The following is a 17,814-nucleotide window of genomic DNA, read 5'->3' on the forward strand; positions in this document are numbered from 1 at the left end:
TTATGTTAAGTCCTCTGCTCAAACGCTATACCTGGAACAGCACATGGCTGTACTACGTGCGGATTTTTATCGCGCTATGCGGCACAACGGCGCTACCCTGGTGGCTGGGTGACGTCAAGCTGACTATCCCACTCACGCTAGGTATGGTCGCTGCCGCACTTACCGATCTGGACGATCGTCTCGCAGGCCGACTGCGCAATTTAATCATCACACTGGTGTGCTTTTTTATTGCCTCGGCCTCCGTTGAACTGCTCTTCCCATGGCCATGGCTGTTTGCTATTGGGTTAACGCTTTCCACCAGCGGCTTTATTCTGCTGGGGGGATTAGGCCAGCGCTATGCAACTATTGCTTTTGGCGCATTGCTGATCGCCATTTACACGATGCTGGGCACCTCGCTTTACGATCAGTGGTATCAACAACCCATCCTGCTGCTCGCTGGCGCTATCTGGTATAACCTGCTGACGCTCACCGGACATCTTCTGTTCCCCATCCGCCCCTTACAGGACAATCTGGCACGCAGCTACGAACAGTTAGCGCACTACCTGGAACTGAAATCGCGTCTTTTTGACCCCGACATAGAAGATGAAAGCCAGGCACCGTTGTATGATTTAGCTCTCGCGAATGGCCAACTGATGGCAACGCTGAATCAGACTAAAGTGTCGCTGCTGACCCGCCTGCGCGGTGACCGTGGACAACGGGGAACACGTCGCACGCTACATTACTATTTTGTGGCGCAGGATATTCATGAACGCGCAAGCTCTTCACATATTCAGTATCAAACGCTACGCGATCATTTCCGTCACAGCGATGTGATGTTCCGTTTCCAGCGGTTGATGTCGATGCAAGGGCAAGCCTGTTCACAATTATCTCGCTGTATTTTATTGCGCACACCTTACCAGCACGATCCGCACTTTGAGCGCGCCTTCACCCATATAGATGCCGCACTTGAGCGCATGCGTGCCAGTGGTGAACCTGCCGACCTGCTCAATACGCTGGGTTTTTTACTGTCAAACCTACGGGCAATCGACGCGCAGCTTGCTACCATAGAGTCTGAACAGGCTCAGGTACTCTCGCGCAATGAGTCTGAAAATCAGCTTGCCGATGACAGTCCCCATGGATTCAGTGATATCTGGTTACGTCTGAGCCGTAATTTCACCCCTGAGTCTGCTCTGTTTCGCCATGCCGTTCGCATGTCGTTAGTGCTCTGTGTTGGTTACGCCATTATCCAGATAACCGGCATGAATCACGGATACTGGATCTTGCTGACCAGCCTGTTTGTCTGTCAGCCAAACTACAACGCCACCCGACATCGCCTGGCGCTCAGGATTATCGGCACGTTGGTTGGGATTGCCATTGGTTTACCGATCCTGTGGTTTGTGCCCTCTCTCGAAGGGCAACTGATACTCCTGGTGATCACTGGTGTACTGTTTTTTGCCTTTCGCAACGTCCAGTATGCTCACGCCACCATGTTTATCACGCTGCTGGTGTTACTGTGCTTTAACCTGCTCGGCGAAGGCTTTGAGGTTGCGCTGCCGCGTGTCATCGATACGCTAATTGGCTGTGCCATCGCCTGGGCGGCTGTCAGTTTCATCTGGCCAGACTGGCGTTTTCGTAATCTACCACGGGTAATTGAGCGGGCGACTGACGCTAACTGCCGCTACCTTGATGCAATTCTCGAACAATATCATCAGGGTCGTGATAATCGTCTGGCCTACCGTATCGCTCGCCGTGATGCGCATAATCGTGATGCTGAACTCGCCTCCGTGGTATCAAACATGTCGAGCGAGCCGGATGTCACGGCCCAAACCCGCGAAACGGCGTTCCGTTTACTGTGTCTCAACCATACGTTTACCAGCTATATTTCTGCGCTGGGCGCACATCGCGAACAGCTGACCAATCCAGATGTTTTGGCATTGCTGGATGACGCTGTTTGCTATGTTGATGATGCCCTTCACCATCAACCCGCTGACGAGCAGCGTGTATATCAGGCGTTAGAAGGGCTGAAGCAGCGAATTCAGCACCTGGAACCCCGCCCGGACAGTAAAGAGCCGCTGGTCGTTCAGCAAGTTGGGCTATTGATCGCCCTGCTCCCAGAGATCCGGCGATTACAGCAGCAAATTGACGTGCTGCCGTCTAATACCCCGGCTCCGGCGTAAGAGAACTTACCCACTCAACCAGCTCCTGGCGACGCGTCGCCGGGAGCGCGGCTTCATGTATCCCCCCTACCGCGCCTTCAAGGGCATAGAGTACTTTTACCGTCAGAGCCGGGTTATTTTGCCGAAGTTTCAGCCAGCACATTTGTGCTCCCAACGATCGCATGGTCCCCTCATCTTTAATTCCAACTTCATTCAACAGAGTCTCCAGATGAAACGTCATATTCGGCAATTCCCGCAGACGATGCTGGGCAAAGCGACTCTGTTTTTCCTTAACCGCTGCATCCAACGAATATCGCGATAGCGACACCAGCTGCTGCTGGTTTTGCCACAGGGCATCGTTCACCTGGTAATAATTAAGTACAAGAGGACGTCCGCGCTTAATAAATGTCAGCCAGACAGGAGAATTTTGTACACAATACTGGGCGCTCTGCTCACAGGCGCGAAGATACAGCTCACCATTAGCAACCATGGCAAAGACCGTATCGCCAACCGTCAGACTGTAGCCACCAAACAGTGAGCGATAGTGAATTGTCCCCAGAGAAGCCAGATATTCCTGCGATTTATAGATCCTTGCATAAGAAAGCTCTTTCATAAAAATCCTTTTTAAATCATAACGTAAGCAAATGATTTTCAGTAGCGGATCCGTTAATGACGAAAATAGGCAACTTATGCGTATGGGGCAAGATGAATTTTATTTTTCCCGTGACGACGACTAAAAAATGCGAACCTGTTTCCGAAAATAAGGTTGATCTTTGTTGATGGCAGGGTTACTGTATATCCATACAGTAACTCACAGGGCTGGATTGATTATGTACACTTCAGGCTATGCAAATCGTTCATCGTCGTTCTCTTCCACATCAAGCAACATTGCGCGCGTTTCATCAGAGAACGCAACCGCTGGGCTTATCAGTGAAGTTGTCTATCGCGAGGACCAGCCCATGATGACACAACTGCTGCTGCTTCCCCTGCTGCAACAGTTAGGGCAACAATCACGCTGGCAGCTGTGGCTGACGCCTCAGCAAAAATTAAGCCGGGAGTGGGTGCAGTCAGCTGGACTTCCATTGACGAAAGTCATGCAAATTAGTCAGCTCTCCCCCTGCAATACGCTGGAATCGATGATTCGTGCGCTGCGCACGGGTAATTACAGCGTCGTTATTGGCTGGCTGGCGGAAGAATTAACGGAAGATGAACATGCCGAACTGGTCAAAGCGGCTGATGAAGGTAATGCGATGGGTTTTATCATGCGTCCGGTTCGCGCCCAGACACTTGCGGGGAGACAGCATTCCGGGCTAAAAATTCACTCGAATTTGTATCATTGAGTAAAATTAGGATTTATCCTGGAATTTTTTTTCATCTTTCAATTTGTCTTTGAGCTGTAATGTGTTTTTCGTCTGAACGCTTGTCTGAAGCGGTTTTCAGGATATCCTCAGTACATTTATTCAGCCATAAATGTTAAATATTGTGTATACAAGCCTTTTTTTTTCATATGCCTGACGGACTTCACACTTGTAAGTTTTCAACTACGTTGTAGACTTTACATCGCCAGGGGTGCTCGGCGTAAGCCGCAGATATCGGTAGAGTAACTATTGAACTGGTCCCCGGGTGAAGGATTTAACCGTGTTATCTCTCTTCGGAGATATTCATGGCGAATTTTGGATGATAACGAGGCGCAAAAAATGAAAAAGACAGCTATCGCAATTGCAGTGGCACTGGCTGGTTTCGCTACCGTGGCGCAGGCCGCTCCGAAAGATAACACCTGGTACGCTGGTGCTAAAATGGGCTGGTCTCAGTACCATGATATTGGCAACAACCAGATCAACAACACCGGTCCGACCCACGAAAGCCAACTGGGTGCCGGTGCGTTCGGTGGTTATCAGGTTAACCCGTACGTTGGTTTCGAAATGGGTTATGACTGGTTAGGTCGTATGCCGTACAAAGGCACTGCTGACGCTACCAATCAAAATGGCGCTTTCAAAGCTCAGGGCGTTCAGCTGACCGCTAAACTGGGTTACCCAATCACTGACGATCTGGACGTTTATACCCGTCTGGGTGGTATGGTTTGGCGTGCAGACGCTAAAAGCAGCAACGGTTTCAAAGACCACGACACTGGTGTATCCCCAGTATTCGCTGGTGGCGTAGAGTATGCAATTACTCCTGAAATCGCTACCCGTCTGGAATACCAGTGGACCAACAACATCGGTGACGCGAACACCGTTGGTGGTCGTCCGGATAACGGCCTGTTGAGCGTTGGTGTTTCTTACCGTTTCGGTCAGCAGGAAGAAGCAGCTCCAGTAGTTGTTGCTCCGGCTCCGGCTCCAGAAGTACAGACCAAGCACTTCACTCTGAAGTCTGACGTTCTGTTCAACTTCAACAAAGCAACTCTGAAACCAGAAGGCCAGCAGGCTCTGGATCAGATGTACAGCCAGCTGAGCAACCTGGATCCGAAAGACGGTTCCGTAGTAGTTCTGGGCTTCACTGACCGTATCGGTTCTGACGCTTACAACCAGGCTCTGTCCGAGAAACGTGCTCAGTCCGTTGTTGATTACCTGATCTCTAAAGGTATTCCTTCTGACAAAATCTCTGCACGTGGCATGGGTGAATCCAACCCAGTTACTGGCAACACCTGTGACAACGTGAAAGCTCGCGCTGCACTGATCGACTGCCTGGCTCCGGATCGTCGTGTTGAGATCGAAGTTAAAGGCATCAAAGACGTTGTAACTCAGCCTCAGGCTTAAGTTATCGTCTTATAAAAAACCCCGCTATGCGGGGTTTTTTTTCATCTGTTTTCATCCAAAGTAAGCCACGCATTAAACCAGCCGACCGCTACTCTTTCCCCAGCAACGCCTGTAAATCCTGTTTCAATGTCGACATTTTGTTCGCGTACTTCTCTTTATGCTCTGCGTCTTCAATTAGCTGCACAATAGTTTCAGAAAGCGTTTTTCCGCGCCGCTGCGCAAGACCAGCCAGACGCTGCCAGACCATAAATTCCAGATCGATGGATTTCTTCCGGGTATGCTGATGCTCAGCATTAAAGTGCCGCTTGCGCCTGGCACGTATGGTTTGTTTCATACGATTAAGCAGCGCAGGATTCATGTGTTCTTCAATCCAGCTATTGACCCGAACCGGTTCATTTTCGAGGGTTAGCAATAAATCAACGGCTTCTTTGGCAGCGCTGGCCTCGACGTAACGGGTGATTAATTCCCCCTCACGATGCTTCTTCACCAGATACTTCCATTTCCAGCCGCTTTCAAGGTTTTCAAGTTGTTGATATTTCATTGCGATCTCAATGTTACCGTGTAACTCTTATCAGAATATCAGCTTTTTCGGCATCTGAAGAAAAGAATATCCAGCCTGTGAACTGTCGCGCGTCATCACAACCGTTTCGCGGTGCTTTCCAGGTGTTTAGTGGTGAGGGTTACGGTATAATCTCGTTTTTTACAACAGACTAAAAAACATCAACTTTGACCATTACGAAACTTGCATGGCGTGATCTGGTTCCTGATACCGACAGTTATCAGGAAGTATTTGCACAGCCGCACGTCACTGACGACACCGACACCTTACTTAGTGATACTCAGCCACGTTTACAATTCGCGCTAGAGCAGCTTCTTCAGCACTGGACAACATCCTCGTTCATGTTGGTAAAAGCACCGGAAGAGCTTGAGTATCTCAACCTTATTGCAAAGGCTGCACGTCCCTTGCACACGGATGCGGGAAGCCTGACTGGCGGCCATTACGACATCTCCGGTCACACTATTCGTTATCGTACAGCTGAGAAAGCGGAAGACAATTTTGCGACGTTGACGCAGGTGGTCAGCGCTGACTGGGCCGAAGCCGAACAACTGTTTGGCTGTCTGCGTCAGTTCAATGGCGAAATTACGCTGCAGCCAGGTCTGGTACATCAGGCCAATGGAGGTGTGCTGGTTATCTCATTGCGCACGCTGTTGGCCCAACCGCTGTTATGGATGCGCCTGAAAGCCATTGTCAGCCACGAGCGTTTTGATTGGGTGGCTTTTGATGAGTCTCGCCCGCTGCCTGTCTCCGTTCCGCCTATGCCGCTTAAACTGAAAGTGATTTTAGTAGGTGAGCGTGAATCGCTGGCGGATTTCCAGGACATGGAACCAGAGCTGGCTGAGCAGGCCATTTACAGCGAGTTTGAAGATAATCTGCAGGTAGTGGATGCCGAAACCATGACGCAGTGGTGTCAATGGGTCACGCATACTGCTATGCGCAATAATTTGCCTTACCCCGCTCCTGATGCCTGGCAGGTTCTGATCCGTGAAGCCGTTCGCTATACCGGTGAACAGGATACATTGCCGCTTAACCCGCTGTGGATCACCCGACAGTTCAAAGAGGTGGCTCCGTTATGCGAGGGCGAAACCTGCAACGCTGAACAGTTCAGCCTGATGCTGGCTCAGCGCGAATGGCGTGAGGGATTCCTGGCTGAACGCATGCAGGATGAAATTCTGCAAGAGCAGATCCTTATCGAGACGGAAGGCGAGCGTATTGGCCAGATCAACGCCTTGTCGGTGATTGAGTTTCCGGGCCACCCACGCGCATTTGGCGAGCCTTCTCGTATCAGTTGCGTCGTGCATATTGGCGACGGCGAGTTTACGGATATTGAGCGCAAAGCCGAGCTTGGCGGAAATATTCATGCCAAGGGTATGATGATTATGCAGGCGTTCCTGATGTCGGAACTCCAGCTGGAGCAACAGATCCCCTTCTCTGCCTCGCTGACCTTTGAGCAATCTTACAGTGAGGTGGACGGTGACAGCGCGTCCATGGCAGAACTGTGCGCATTGATAAGCGCCCTCGCCGACGTACCTGTTAATCAAAGTATCGCTATTACCGGTTCTGTCGATCAGTTTGGTCGGGCGCAACCTGTCGGTGGTCTGAATGAGAAAATTGAAGGTTTCTTCGCCATCTGCCAGCAGCGTGAGCTGACGGGCACGCAGGGCGTTATCATTCCTTCGGCTAACGTCAGACACCTCAGCCTGCAGCCTGCGCTGCTACAGGCCATAGAAGAAGAAAAATTCACTATCTGGGCGGTGGACGACGTGACCGATGCGCTGCCACTGTTGTTAAATCTGGTGTGGGATGGCGAAGGCCAGACAACGCTGATGCAAACCATTCAGGAGCGTATTGCCACGGCAACGCAACAGGAAGGTCGTCACCGTTTTCCATGGCCGCTACGTTGGCTGAACTGGATTATTCCGAACTGATCGGACTTGTTCAGCGTACACGTGTTAGCTATCCTGCGTGCTTCAATAAAATAAGGCTTACAGAGAACATGGTAGATAAACGCGAATCCTATACGAAAGAAGACCTTCTTGCCTCTGGTCGCGGTGAGCTGTTTGGCGCTAAAGGGCCACAACTGCCAGCACCAAGCATGCTGATGATGGACCGTGTCATCAAGATGACCGAAACCGGTGGCAACTTTGACAAAGGTTATGTTGAAGCTGAACTGGATATCAACCCGGACCTGTGGTTCTTCGGTTGTCACTTTATCGGCGATCCGGTGATGCCGGGCTGCCTGGGTCTCGACGCCATGTGGCAACTGGTTGGATTCTATCTCGGCTGGCTGGGCGGCGAAGGTAAAGGCCGTGCGCTGGGCGTAGGCGAAGTTAAATTCACCGGCCAGGTTCTGCCGACCGCGAAGAAAGTCACTTACCGCATTCACTTCAAACGCATCGTTAACCGTCGCCTGATCATGGGCCTGGCAGATGGTGAAGTGCTGGTTGATGGTCGTCTGATCTACACCGCAAACGATCTGAAAGTGGGTCTGTTCCAGGACACTTCCGCGTTCTAATCCAGAACTGCGAAGCAGCCAGACATTAACGTTTCCCCGTTTTATCTGGTGTGCAAAAAGGCGAAACCTCCGCTCTGCGGAGGTTTCTTTTATCTAAAGAGACAGAATCAGGCCATTAAAACCCTATCCCCCATGGCTTCTCGCCAGCCTCCCAGCCAGTATGACCTCTGATTCAGCGTCTGATAGGGACACATTTCTTTTGAGCGTCCGGCAATGCCGGCCTGATATCCACGTTGATGTGCCCGTTCCAGGCGATCTCGTTTTTGTCTCTTCATGCCTCGTTTCCCTCATTTTTGGGTCTGGTGGAAAAGAAAACAGTGATTACTAAGTGTGCAATCACACTAAACGAATACCCCTAAACATCAGGCTCGTCAATGCGCAAAATTCACGCCAGTGTCATATTTGTGAGCTAGCCTCTAAATCATTTGTACAAAAATAGTCAGTCAGAACAGCTATCTTCACGGCTAAAAAAATAAAAAAAACCGCCCCGGGCAATGAACCAGGGGCGGCATAATTTACAATTATTTAAGCTTAAGGGATGCGTTTCAGCTCTTGAGCAATGGCCGTCGCTTCCTGACTCCAGGCATTGGCTAGAACCTTCACCATCTCATCGTAGCCGTCTTTCGTCTGCACAACTTCGATGTGGAACGGGCGTTTGATCAGTTGTCCCTGATGATTCAGCAACCATTCACCGCTCACAATAACCTTACCATCGTACCGACCGTGGAAGCCGGTTACGGTCACGTTCAGCGTATCCTGAGTGCTTCCCAGCGGTTGTGAAGCGACAACCCAGCCAGGCAACTGCATACTGAGGTTCGCAACCAGTGTATTGCGCAATTGCTGATCTAATGGGCTGGCCCAGAGATTATTATTGGCTATCACATATTGCACATCGCTGGTCTGGTAAACCACCCCATTACCGGCCAGATAATCAGGTACCGCAATCTGTTCAACCCACAGCAGACGGTTTCCCTGATTGGCAGAGCTCTGCACACCGCCTTGTGCGATAGGGAGCTGGTAATAGCTTTTATTTTCTCCGCTGGAGCTGCATGACGTCAGCCAGACCGCCATCATCACCACTAGCCACTTTTTCATTGTTTCGCCCTCTTCGGCTCTGGATCTTTTTTGTCCTTCGCTTCAAATACCAGCGCATTACTCTTATCGTTCAACGTTTTCAGTACCGGTTGCAGTTCACGCAGTACCTGATCAAGACGCTGCATATCCGCCACCATCTTGTTGTAGGCCGCGGAACCAGGCTGGAAGCCCTGCATACTACGATTCAGTTCACGTAGCGTGTTTTGCATATCCGCCGGCAGATCCTGCATCGACTGGCTGGACGTGATCTTGTTCATGTTATCCAGCGTGGTTTGCAGATGTTTCATTGTGCGCTGGCTTTCCGACAGCGTATTGGTTGCCTGCTCAATCATCGGGTTCAGCGGCAGATTGTTAATCTTATCCAACGCTTCCATCAGACGCTGTTGGATCTGCGCCAGACCACCGCTCACGGTCGGAATAATTTGATAACCATTGAATTCGCGTACACCGGTAATCGGCGGCTCTTTCGGGTAGAAGTCGAGATCGACATACAGCGCGCCGGTCACCAGGTTCCCGGTTTTGAGCGATCCTCGTAATCCGCGTTTAAGCAGTTGCTCCAAATGAGCGCCAACATCGGTATCTTCTCCCAGCTGTGCCTTCAGACGTTCTGGTTCAATACGCACCAGCACCGGAATGCGGTAATCATTGTTAAATACCTGACGCATATTCGGTGAGAAGAAAGGTACTTTACTCACCGTACCCAAGCGGATGCCACGGAATTCCAGCGGTGCACCAGGCTGTAGGCCACGAATCGAATCTTTAAAGAACATCAGGTAATCAATATGATCGGTATACAGGGAATCCTGAATACTTTTTTGATCGTCATAGAGGTTAAATGAGGCCTGCTGCTCAACCGGTTGACCTTGTTCCAGTCCTTCGGGCACATCAAAACTTACACCACCGCCAAACAGCGTGGAGAGCGATCCCATTTCTACGCGCATACCTGCTGAGGTAAGATCTACGGCGATCCCGCTGTCTTTCCAGAAACGTACATTGCTGGTCACCAGACGATCGTTAGGCGCATTGATGAAAAGCTGATAGCTGATCGTACGCTTTTGCGCATCAAACGTGCTGGTTTCAACCGAGCCCACACGATAGCCGCGGAAAAGCACCGGATCGCCTGGGCTCAACTGACCGGCTTTTTTGCTGTCCAGAATCACACGGATCCCTTTTGCATCTGGCGGGGCCAGGGGCGGTGAATCCAGCAGTTGGTAATTTTCCAGCTTACTGCCTTTATTGCCGGGCTGCAGTTCAATATAAGCCCCGGACAATAGCGTGCCGAGCCCACTGATACCTTCACGTCCAACCTGCGGCTTCACCACCCAAAAGACAGAATCTTTATGCAGCAGCTTTTCCATTCCGGAGTTAAGACGCGCTTTAATCTCCACATGGGTCAAATCATCAGTCAGGGTTGCGCTCTCGACGATACCGACATCCACACTGCGGCTCTTAATCGTCGTTTTGCCCCCTTCAATACCTTCGGCATTGGTGGTAATCAGCGTGACTTCCGGCCCCTGATGACTGTAGTGATAAAACAGAACCCACGCGCCAATGAGTGCAGTGACGATAGGGAATATCCACACGGGCGACCAGTTTTTTACCTTTTGCACTTTGGCTTCCCCACTTTTAGATTCCATGCTGTCAGGACTCCTCATGGCCTGGTTCTGGTTCACGGTCCCACGACAGACGCGGATCAAATGTCATCGCAGAAAACATTGTCATAATGACGACTAAAGCAAACATCAAAGCACCCATTGCAGGATAAATGTTCATTAACCCTCCCATGCGCACCAGCGCAGAGAGTACCGCAATCACAAAGACGTCGATCATTGACCAGCGACCGACAAATTCCACAACTTCATAAATCAGGTGCATACGTTCGCTGTCACGTTTGCCGTGGCCTTTGGCATCCCAACATAACCAGGCAATGGCGATCATTTTCAACGTCGGCACCATAATACTGGCGATAAAAATAACCGCAGCCACCGGATACGAGCCTTCGCTCCAGATTAAAACCACCCCCTCAAGTATCGTTGATGGCAGCTTTGACCCGAGCAGATCGGTAATCATAATCGGCAAAATATTGGCAGGAAGATAAAGCATGATTGACGTAAACAGTAATGCCAACGTCCATTGCAGACTGTTTTTACGCCGCACATAGCCTTTCGTCTGGCAGCGCGGACACACCCGCTCATCAGCGGGAAGAATCGCGGTGCAGCAAGAGCAGGAACGCAGTCCCTGTCGAATGCCGGGCACGCCAGGTTTTAACTCCTGCTTAATCACTGGCATTGGCGCAATATCATCCCACAGCCAGCGACGGTCAACGCACTGGAATGCGCGCAGTTGCAAAACGCAAAAGAAGCACCACGGAATAAAGCTGCTGCCCACGCCGATATCGCCGTAAGCCATAAGCTTAACGAAGCTGACCAGCACGCCGGCAAGGAAGATTTCCGCCATCCCCCAGCTTTTTAACTGGAACAGGACGCGTGCAAGACCCGCCTTAAGTCTGGCGGGCATCTGCACCCGATTCACCAGCAGCAGGATAGTCAGCAGGCAAAACGCGGGGACCAACTGCACGAATAATAAAAAGAAGGTGCCGAGACTGGCGTAGTCTTCAGAAAAGAGAACGCTGGGGATCTCCAGCAACGTCACTTCGCTGCTCACCCCTGCAACGTTCATATTCACAAAGGGGAAGAGATTTGACAGAAGCAGCATGAACAATGCTGCTAAAACATAGGCGGTAGGACGCTGCCGCGGCGCGTCCCACTCAACCGTTAACGTAGTGCCACATCGTGGACATGCCGCTTTTTGACCATGCTCAAGGCGAGGTAACGCCACCAGCATGTCACACTGCGAGCACAAAATATGCTTCGCGGCATGGTGATGTTCGCACATATGTGCTCCTTTAAATTATGCGCCGTTCTTCAAAGACTCAAGATACTCCCAGCGCTCAAAGGCTTGCTCAAGTTCTTGTTCCGCTTCGTTCAGATTAGCTAATACCTGCTGTGTTTGCTCATGTGGCTGACTGAAAAAAGCGGCGTCAGCAACCTGCGCTTGTAGCCTTTCCAGTTTAGCTTCCAGTTCTTCAAGCTGCGCGGGGAGTTGCTCGAGTTCGCGCTGCAGTTTATAGCTTAGTTTGCTCGTGCCACGTTTGACAATTTCTGCTTTAGGAGCAACAGCTTCCTCTGTTTTTTTCGCGACCGGTTGTTTAAACGCCACATACTGAGATTGCTGGCTGCGCGCGTCATGATAACCGCCGACATAACGACCAATTTTACCACCGCCCTCGAAGATCCAGCATTCAGTTACAGTATTATCCACAAACTGACGGTCGTGGCTTACCAGCAGTACAGTCCCCTGATAGCTATCAATTAGTTCTTCAAGCAGTTCCAGCGTTTCGACGTCAAGATCGTTCGTTGGTTCATCGAGAATCAAAAGATTGCTGGGTTTCAGAAAAAGACGCGCCAACAGCAGGCGATTTCGTTCCCCACCAGAGAGCGCTCGCACTGGCGTCATCGCGCGTTTCGGATGGAACAGGAAGTCCTGCAGATAACCCAGCACATGGCGAGGTTTACCGTTAACCATCACCTCTTGCTTACCTTCAGCCAGGTTGTCCATCACGGTTTTATCGGGATCCAGTTCGGCGCGGTGCTGATCGAAATAGGCCACTTCCAGCTTGGTGCCGACGTGAATGCGTCCACTGTCAGCCTGAAGCTGGCCTAACATCAGCTTCAGCAGCGTTGTTTTGCCGCAGCCGTTCGGTCCGATTAGCGCAATTTTGTCGCTGCGCTGTACCTGTGCTGAGAAATCTTTTACCAGCTGCTTTCCATCAACCTGGTAATCCACGTTCTCCATTTCGAAAACAATCTTGCCTGAACGGCTCGCCTCTTCGACCTGCATCTTCGCCGTGCCCATCACTTCGCGACGTTCGCCACGCTCGCGACGCATGGCTTTCAGTGCGCGCACGCGGCCTTCATTACGGGTACGGCGCGCTTTGATCCCCTGACGGATCCAGACCTCTTCCTGCGCCAGCTTGCGGTCAAACTCTGCATTTTGTAACTCTTCTACGCGCAGCGCTTCTTCTTTCTCCAGCAGATACTGATCGTAATTCCCCGGATAAGTCACCAGCTTGCCACGATCGAGGTCGACGATACGCGTCGCCATATTGCGTATAAATGAACGGTCGTGGGAAATGAAGATGATTGTCCCATTGAAGGATTTCAGGAACCCTTCCAGCCAGTCGATAGTTTCAATATCGAGGTGGTTCGTTGGTTCATCCAGCAGCAGTACACGCGGATTGCTCACTAACGCGCGGCCCAGCGCCGCTTTACGCAGCCAACCGCCTGAAAGCGAAGAAAGTGCGGCGTTTGGATCCAGCCCCAACTGCTCCAGCACTTCATTAATACGGCTTTCGAGCTGCCACAGATTGTGATGATCGAGCATTTCCTGAACCCGCGCCATCTCATTCAGATTTCTGTCGCTTGGATCAGTCATCACCAGACGCGAAATATCGTGATAACGTTTGAGATACTCGGCCTGCTCTTCGATACCCTCGGCAACGAAATCATACACGCTGCCCTCAACATTACGCGGCGGATCCTGTTGCAGACGCGCCACAACCAGATCCTGCTCATAAATGATACGCCCGTCGTCAAGCCCCTGCTCACGGTTCAGGATCTTCATCAGCGTCGATTTACCTGCGCCGTTACGGCCAACCAAACAGACGCGTTCGTTATCTTCGATATGCAGTTCTGCATTATCAAGAAGTGGCGCATCGCTGAACGACAGCCATGCACCATGCATACTGATCAATGACATTTATTTATCCTTTCAGGCTGCGGTAATCAGCCAGCAATTGTGGATCTGACGGTTACGGGCAAAATCCTGGGAAAGCGTTTTTTGGGTAATTTCTTGTGCTTTCAATCCCAGTTCAGCCAAACCGTCGAGATCCATACGGAACCCACGTTTGTTGTTGGAGAACATGATCGTGCCGTCTTTACGCAGCAGACGTTTCAGATCTTTCATCAGCGCCAGATGATCGCGCTGCACATCAAACGAATCTTCCATACGTTTTGAGTTAGAGAACGTCGGCGGATCGATGAAAATCAGATCAAACTGTTCATTCGCATCACGCAGCCAGCCCAGGCAATCGGCCTGAATTAAACGGTGAGCGCGACCGCTCAATCCATTCAGGCGCAGGTTACGTTCCGCCCATTCCAGATAGGTACGCGACATATCGACCGTCGTGGTGCTACGCGCGCCGCCCAATCCTGCATGTACGCTGGCGCTACCGGTGTAGGAAAACAGGTTGAGGAAGTCCTTACCTTTACTCATCTGCCCCAACATGCGGCGCGCAATACGGTGATCGAGGAATAAACCCGTATCAAGGTAGTCAGTCAGGTTCACCCACAGGCGCGCGTTGTACTCGCTTACCTCAATGAATTCACCCTTCTCATTCATCTTCTGATACTGATTCTTGCCTTTCTGACGCTCACGGGTTTTCAGCACCAGTTTGTTTGGCGCGATTTCCAGTACTGACAGCGTGGCGGCAATGATGTCGAACAAGCGTTGACGTGCTTTTTGCGCATCGACCGTCTTCGGCGGTGCGTATTCCTGAACCACGACCCAATCACCGTAACGATCTACTGCAACGTTGTATTCCGGCAGGTCAGCGTCATACAGGCGATAGCATTCAATGCCTTCCTGACGCGCCCATTTTTCCAGCTTCTTAATATTCTTGCGCAGGCGGTTGGCATAATCTTCCGCTACCGTAGCCGGCTTGCTGTCCGCAGTGGTCTCTGCAACGTGATAATTCTTCTGCACACAATCCAGCGGGCCGTTTTTCGCTTTGAACTGCTTGTCGGCACGTAATTGCAGGCTGCTGAGCAGATCCGGCGAGGCGCTGAACAGCGACAAATTCCAGCCGCCAAACTGGTTTTTCATCGTACGGCCCAGCAGGCTGTGCAGGGCAATCAGCGCCGGTTCGCTATCCAGACGTTCGCCGTAAGGCGGGTTACTGATAACTGTCCCATACGGTCCTTTCGGCAGCGGATTGCTCAGTTTGGCGACATCTTTCACGTCAAACGTCATCAGATCGGCGATACCGGCGCGGCGAGCATTACTACGCGCTTTTTCAATCACGCGCGCATCGCTATCGGATCCATAAAAATGCGAGGTATAGTCAGCCAGTCCCTTACGCGCACGCACCTGCGCTTCGGCTTTAACTTCTTGCCAGACAGCTTCGTCGTGTTGCGCCCAACCGCTGAAGCCCCAGTATCCACGGAGCAGACCCGGCGCGCGATCGGTCGCCCACATTGCCGCTTCAATCAGCAGCGTGCCGGAACCACACATCGGATCGAGTAACGGGGTTCCTGGCTGCCAGCCAGAACGCATAACAATAGCGGCAGCCAGCGTCTCTTTAATCGGTGCCTGACCCGCGCGATCGCGATAGCCACGCTGATGCAAACCGTCACCGCTCAGATCGAGCGCAATGCTGGCAGTATCTTTGTTCAACCAGACGTTGATGCGCAGATCCGGGGATTCACGATCCACATTCGGACGCGGCATATTTTTGCGGGTAAAGGCATCGACAATTGCATCCTTGACCTTCAGCGCGCCGTACTGGCTGTTACGAATGGTCTCGTTCAGTCCGCTAAAATGGACGGCAAACGTAGCACCAGGGTTAAATATCTCTGTCCAGTCGATTGCCTGAACGCCGAGGTACAGATCAAGATCGCTGTAGACCTTGCACTCTCCCATCGGCAGGATAATGCGCGAGGCCAGGCGGCTCCACATCAGGCTCTGGTAAACAAGCCGCGTGTCGCCCTTAAAATGGACCCCACCCTGAACGACCTGACACTCCAGCGCGCCGAGGTTTTCCAGTTCAGTTTTTAACAGCTCTTCCAGCCCGCGGGCCGTACTGGCAAACAGAGAATTCATAATGTCACTTTTACTCCGAGAAAATTGCTGCGCATTATAGCTAATATGGGCTGTATGTCATAAAGTTGAAGGCTTATTTTCATTCGAGGGGCTGTACAGTGGTCACGTTAACCCGACTTTTTATTCATCCGGTTAAATCAATGCGAGGCATTGGGCTTACGCATGCCCTGGCAGATATTAGCGGTCTCGCCTTTGATCGCATATTTATGATCACTGAACCTGACGGAACGTTCATAACCGCCCGCCAGTTCCCACAAATGGTCCGTTTTACGCCTTCCCCATTCCACGATGGACTGCATCTTACAGCTCCAGATGGCAGCAGCGCGCTCGTGCGATTTGCCGACTTCGCTCCCCAGGATGCACCAACAGAAGTATGGGGAAACCATTTTACCGCGCGTATTGCGCCAGCGGCTATCAACCAGTGGCTTAGCGGCTTTTTCTCCCGTGACGTGCAGTTACGCTGGGTCGGCCCGCAGCTGACGCGCCGTGTAAAACGCCATGTTGATGTTCCTTTATCCTTCGCTGATGGTTATCCCTATCTGCTGGCCAACGAAGCATCCCTGCGCGATGTGCAACAGCGCTGTCCGGCAAGCGTCAAAATGGAACAGTTTCGCCCCAATATAGTGGTTTCGGGAGCTGGTGCCTGGGAAGAAGATACCTGGAAAGTGGTTCGTATTGGTGACGTCATTTTTGATGTAGCAAAACCCTGTAGCCGCTGTATTTTCACGACAGTTAGCCCGGAAAAAGGCCAGAAACATCCATCCGGTGAACCGCTTGCCACATTGCAAACCTTCCGTACTGCGGTAGATAACGGCGATGTCGATTTCGGTCAGAATCTTATCGCGCGTAACAGTGGCGTTGTTCGCGTCGGCGATGAGGTAGAAATTTTGGCAACCGGCCCCGCCAGAGCGTACGGCGCGGCTGAATCAGACGAAACTACACCCGAACAACAACCTGATGCCACGGTGCTTATTGACTGGCAGGGACAGACCTTTCGCGGAAATAATCAACAGGTATTGCTTGAGCAGTTGGAAAACCAGGGTATCCGGGTTCCCTATTCATGCCGGGCAGGCATTTGCGGATGCTGTCGAATTCGACTGGTAGAAGGCGAAGTTAGCCCGTTGAAGAAATCAGCGATGGGGGACGACGGAACGATTCTGTGCTGTAGCTGTGTTCCCAAAACGGCAATCAGGCTGGAGAGCTAAACCGCCTGCTCAAGGCTGAAACTGTCAACAACGGCCTGCGGTTTCAGTCTGTCATTCATTATTTTAATCGCATCGCCAAGCTGCATCGTACGCCCGGCGATAACCACGCCAGGTTGCGCAAGCAGGCAAAGCGCGGCGTTTTCACCCGGCTCAACCACTAACAGGTTTACCTGTTCATCGGTATCGCTTAAATCAACACAGGCTGCGTCACCCACGACCGGCGACCAGTTAATACCGTGTGCGACAAAGTGCCAGCTTTTTGGCATTTGCGGTTTGAGATAACGAATCGCCACCAGCGCATTAAGCACCAGTTCCGCTTTTTGTTCTTTGGCTAAATCCAGGTAGCGACATTTTTCTTCAAAGGAAAAATAAAGCGCGGCGTCATCAACACAAAAACCTGACGGAGAAAATGCATCAGGAGTGAGCATTTTACGAGCAAAACGCGAACGGAATAACATGCCATTGGCTAAATCGAGCATCATACGATCGTGCTCTTCATCATAATACCAGCGCCAGTTATCGTCGGGTTTAATTCGCATCAGTTTCTCTCCTTTCCTTAATCATCACCGTTACGACAGTATCCTTTTGCCGCTTCGTTTATTGCCCTAAT

The 17,814-nt window shown here is 51.4% G+C and carries 15 protein-coding genes; 6 read left to right on the top strand and 9 right to left on the bottom strand.

From position 1 onward, the window contains the following. The first annotated feature begins 2 nt into the window (after positions 1-2). On the top strand, positions 3-2,156 hold the full coding sequence (gene yccS / locus GHC22_RS14885; protein ID WP_048236463.1) for a YccS family putative transporter: 2,154 nt from the start codon (positions 3-5) through the stop codon (positions 2,154-2,156). Here the strand turns inward: yccS and GHC22_RS14890 are convergent. Further along, positions 2,134-2,748 (bottom strand): TfoX/Sxy family DNA transformation protein, encoded by a 615-nt coding sequence (locus GHC22_RS14890; protein ID WP_079934916.1) that lies wholly within the window; start codon positions 2,746-2,748, stop codon positions 2,134-2,136. The two genes, yccS and GHC22_RS14890, sit on opposite strands and share 23 nt — an antisense overlap. 217 nt (positions 2,749-2,965) lie before the next feature. On the opposite strand from GHC22_RS14890, the gene sulA reads away from it, so the two are divergent. Beyond that, positions 2,966-3,475: an SOS-induced cell division inhibitor SulA gene (sulA, locus tag GHC22_RS14895; RefSeq protein ID WP_008784287.1), complete on the top strand. Its 510-nt coding sequence runs from the start codon at positions 2,966-2,968 to the stop codon at positions 3,473-3,475. A 357-nt stretch (positions 3,476-3,832) separates the two neighbouring features. After that, positions 3,833-4,891, top strand: a complete 1,059-nt coding sequence (gene ompA / locus GHC22_RS14900; RefSeq protein WP_153753383.1) for a porin OmpA — start codon at positions 3,833-3,835, stop codon at positions 4,889-4,891. A gap of 88 nt (positions 4,892-4,979) precedes the next feature. Here ompA and matP read toward each other — a convergent pair whose 3' ends face one another. Next, entirely contained in the window at positions 4,980-5,432 is a 453-nt protein-coding gene (gene matP, locus GHC22_RS14905; RefSeq protein WP_032942905.1) for a macrodomain Ter protein MatP, read from the bottom strand. Positions 5,433-5,617: 185 nt separating this feature from the next. Here matP and GHC22_RS14910 point away from each other — a divergent pair, with 185 nt between their 5' ends. Both GHC22_RS14910 and fabA read left to right on the top strand, forming a co-directional pair. Further along, the gene (locus tag GHC22_RS14910; protein ID WP_153753385.1) at positions 5,618-7,378 is read left to right on the top strand and encodes a Lon protease family protein; all 1,761 of its coding nucleotides are present in this window, start codon (positions 5,618-5,620) and stop codon (positions 7,376-7,378) included. Positions 7,379-7,446: 68 nt separating this feature from the next. Then, positions 7,447-7,965 (top strand): bifunctional 3-hydroxydecanoyl-ACP dehydratase/trans-2-decenoyl-ACP isomerase, encoded by a 519-nt coding sequence (gene fabA, locus GHC22_RS14915; RefSeq protein ID WP_003035875.1) that lies wholly within the window; start codon positions 7,447-7,449, stop codon positions 7,963-7,965. 107 nt (positions 7,966-8,072) lie between these two features. Here fabA and rmf read toward each other — a convergent pair whose 3' ends face one another. The 6 genes from rmf to rlmKL form a co-directional block, all read right to left on the bottom strand. Further along, positions 8,073-8,240 (bottom strand): ribosome modulation factor, encoded by a 168-nt coding sequence (rmf, locus tag GHC22_RS14920; RefSeq protein WP_003035871.1) that lies wholly within the window; start codon positions 8,238-8,240, stop codon positions 8,073-8,075. A 256-nt stretch (positions 8,241-8,496) separates the two neighbouring features. Next, positions 8,497-9,060, bottom strand: coding sequence for a membrane integrity-associated transporter subunit PqiC (pqiC, locus tag GHC22_RS14925; protein ID WP_048214507.1), 564 nt, complete (start codon positions 9,058-9,060; stop codon positions 8,497-8,499). Further along, complete coding sequence (gene pqiB, locus GHC22_RS14930) at positions 9,057-10,697, bottom strand: intermembrane transport protein PqiB (protein ID WP_048235695.1); 1,641 nt, start codon at positions 10,695-10,697, stop codon at positions 9,057-9,059. The genes pqiC and pqiB overlap by 4 nt, the downstream gene beginning before the upstream one ends. 4 nt (positions 10,698-10,701) lie before the next feature. Then, the gene (pqiA, locus tag GHC22_RS14935) at positions 10,702-11,955 is read right to left on the bottom strand and encodes a membrane integrity-associated transporter subunit PqiA (protein ID WP_032942902.1); all 1,254 of its coding nucleotides are present in this window, start codon (positions 11,953-11,955) and stop codon (positions 10,702-10,704) included. Between the two features lie 15 nt (positions 11,956-11,970). Further along, positions 11,971-13,878: an ABC transporter ATP-binding protein gene (locus GHC22_RS14940; protein ID WP_008784281.1), complete on the bottom strand. Its 1,908-nt coding sequence runs from the start codon at positions 13,876-13,878 to the stop codon at positions 11,971-11,973. A gap of 12 nt (positions 13,879-13,890) precedes the next feature. Further along, complete coding sequence (gene rlmKL / locus GHC22_RS14945; RefSeq protein WP_153753387.1) at positions 13,891-15,999, bottom strand: bifunctional 23S rRNA (guanine(2069)-N(7))-methyltransferase RlmK/23S rRNA (guanine(2445)-N(2))-methyltransferase RlmL; 2,109 nt, start codon at positions 15,997-15,999, stop codon at positions 13,891-13,893. 98 nt (positions 16,000-16,097) lie between these two features. Here rlmKL and GHC22_RS14950 point away from each other — a divergent pair, with 98 nt between their 5' ends. Beyond that, on the top strand, positions 16,098-17,204 hold the full coding sequence (locus tag GHC22_RS14950; RefSeq protein ID WP_153753389.1) for a YcbX family protein: 1,107 nt from the start codon (positions 16,098-16,100) through the stop codon (positions 17,202-17,204). On the opposite strand, the gene zapC is transcribed toward GHC22_RS14950, so the two are convergent. Next, the gene (gene zapC, locus GHC22_RS14955; protein ID WP_003035852.1) at positions 17,201-17,743 is read right to left on the bottom strand and encodes a cell division protein ZapC; all 543 of its coding nucleotides are present in this window, start codon (positions 17,741-17,743) and stop codon (positions 17,201-17,203) included. The two genes, GHC22_RS14950 and zapC, sit on opposite strands and share 4 nt — an antisense overlap. Positions 17,744-17,814: the final 71 nt, after the last annotated feature.

This window comes from Citrobacter sp. H12-3-2, from assembly GCF_009649895.1.
GTDB lineage: Bacteria > Pseudomonadota > Gammaproteobacteria > Enterobacterales > Enterobacteriaceae > Citrobacter > Citrobacter portucalensis.

Coding starts and splice junctions, on each gene's coding strand:
- GHC22_RS14890 (WP_079934916.1), bottom strand. CDS start 2,748: ATGAAAGAGCTTTCTTATGCAAGGATCTATAAATCGCAGGAATATCTG.
- GHC22_RS14940 (WP_008784281.1), bottom strand. CDS start 13,878: ATGTCATTGATCAGTATGCATGGTGCATGGCTGTCGTTCAGCGATGCG.
- fabA (WP_003035875.1), top strand. CDS start 7,447: ATGGTAGATAAACGCGAATCCTATACGAAAGAAGACCTTCTTGCCTCT.
- zapC (WP_003035852.1), bottom strand. CDS start 17,743: ATGCGAATTAAACCCGACGATAACTGGCGCTGGTATTATGATGAAGAG.
- pqiA (WP_032942902.1), bottom strand. CDS start 11,955: ATGTGCGAACATCACCATGCCGCGAAGCATATTTTGTGCTCGCAGTGT.
- sulA (WP_008784287.1), top strand. CDS start 2,966: ATGTACACTTCAGGCTATGCAAATCGTTCATCGTCGTTCTCTTCCACA.
- yccS (WP_048236463.1), top strand. CDS start 3: ATGTTAAGTCCTCTGCTCAAACGCTATACCTGGAACAGCACATGGCTG.
- pqiB (WP_048235695.1), bottom strand. CDS start 10,697: ATGGAATCTAAAAGTGGGGAAGCCAAAGTGCAAAAGGTAAAAAACTGG.
- pqiC (WP_048214507.1), bottom strand. CDS start 9,060: ATGAAAAAGTGGCTAGTGGTGATGATGGCGGTCTGGCTGACGTCATGC.
- ompA (WP_153753383.1), top strand. CDS start 3,833: ATGAAAAAGACAGCTATCGCAATTGCAGTGGCACTGGCTGGTTTCGCT.
- rlmKL (WP_153753387.1), bottom strand. CDS start 15,999: ATGAATTCTCTGTTTGCCAGTACGGCCCGCGGGCTGGAAGAGCTGTTA.
- rmf (WP_003035871.1), bottom strand. CDS start 8,240: ATGAAGAGACAAAAACGAGATCGCCTGGAACGGGCACATCAACGTGGA.
- matP (WP_032942905.1), bottom strand. CDS start 5,432: ATGAAATATCAACAACTTGAAAACCTTGAAAGCGGCTGGAAATGGAAG.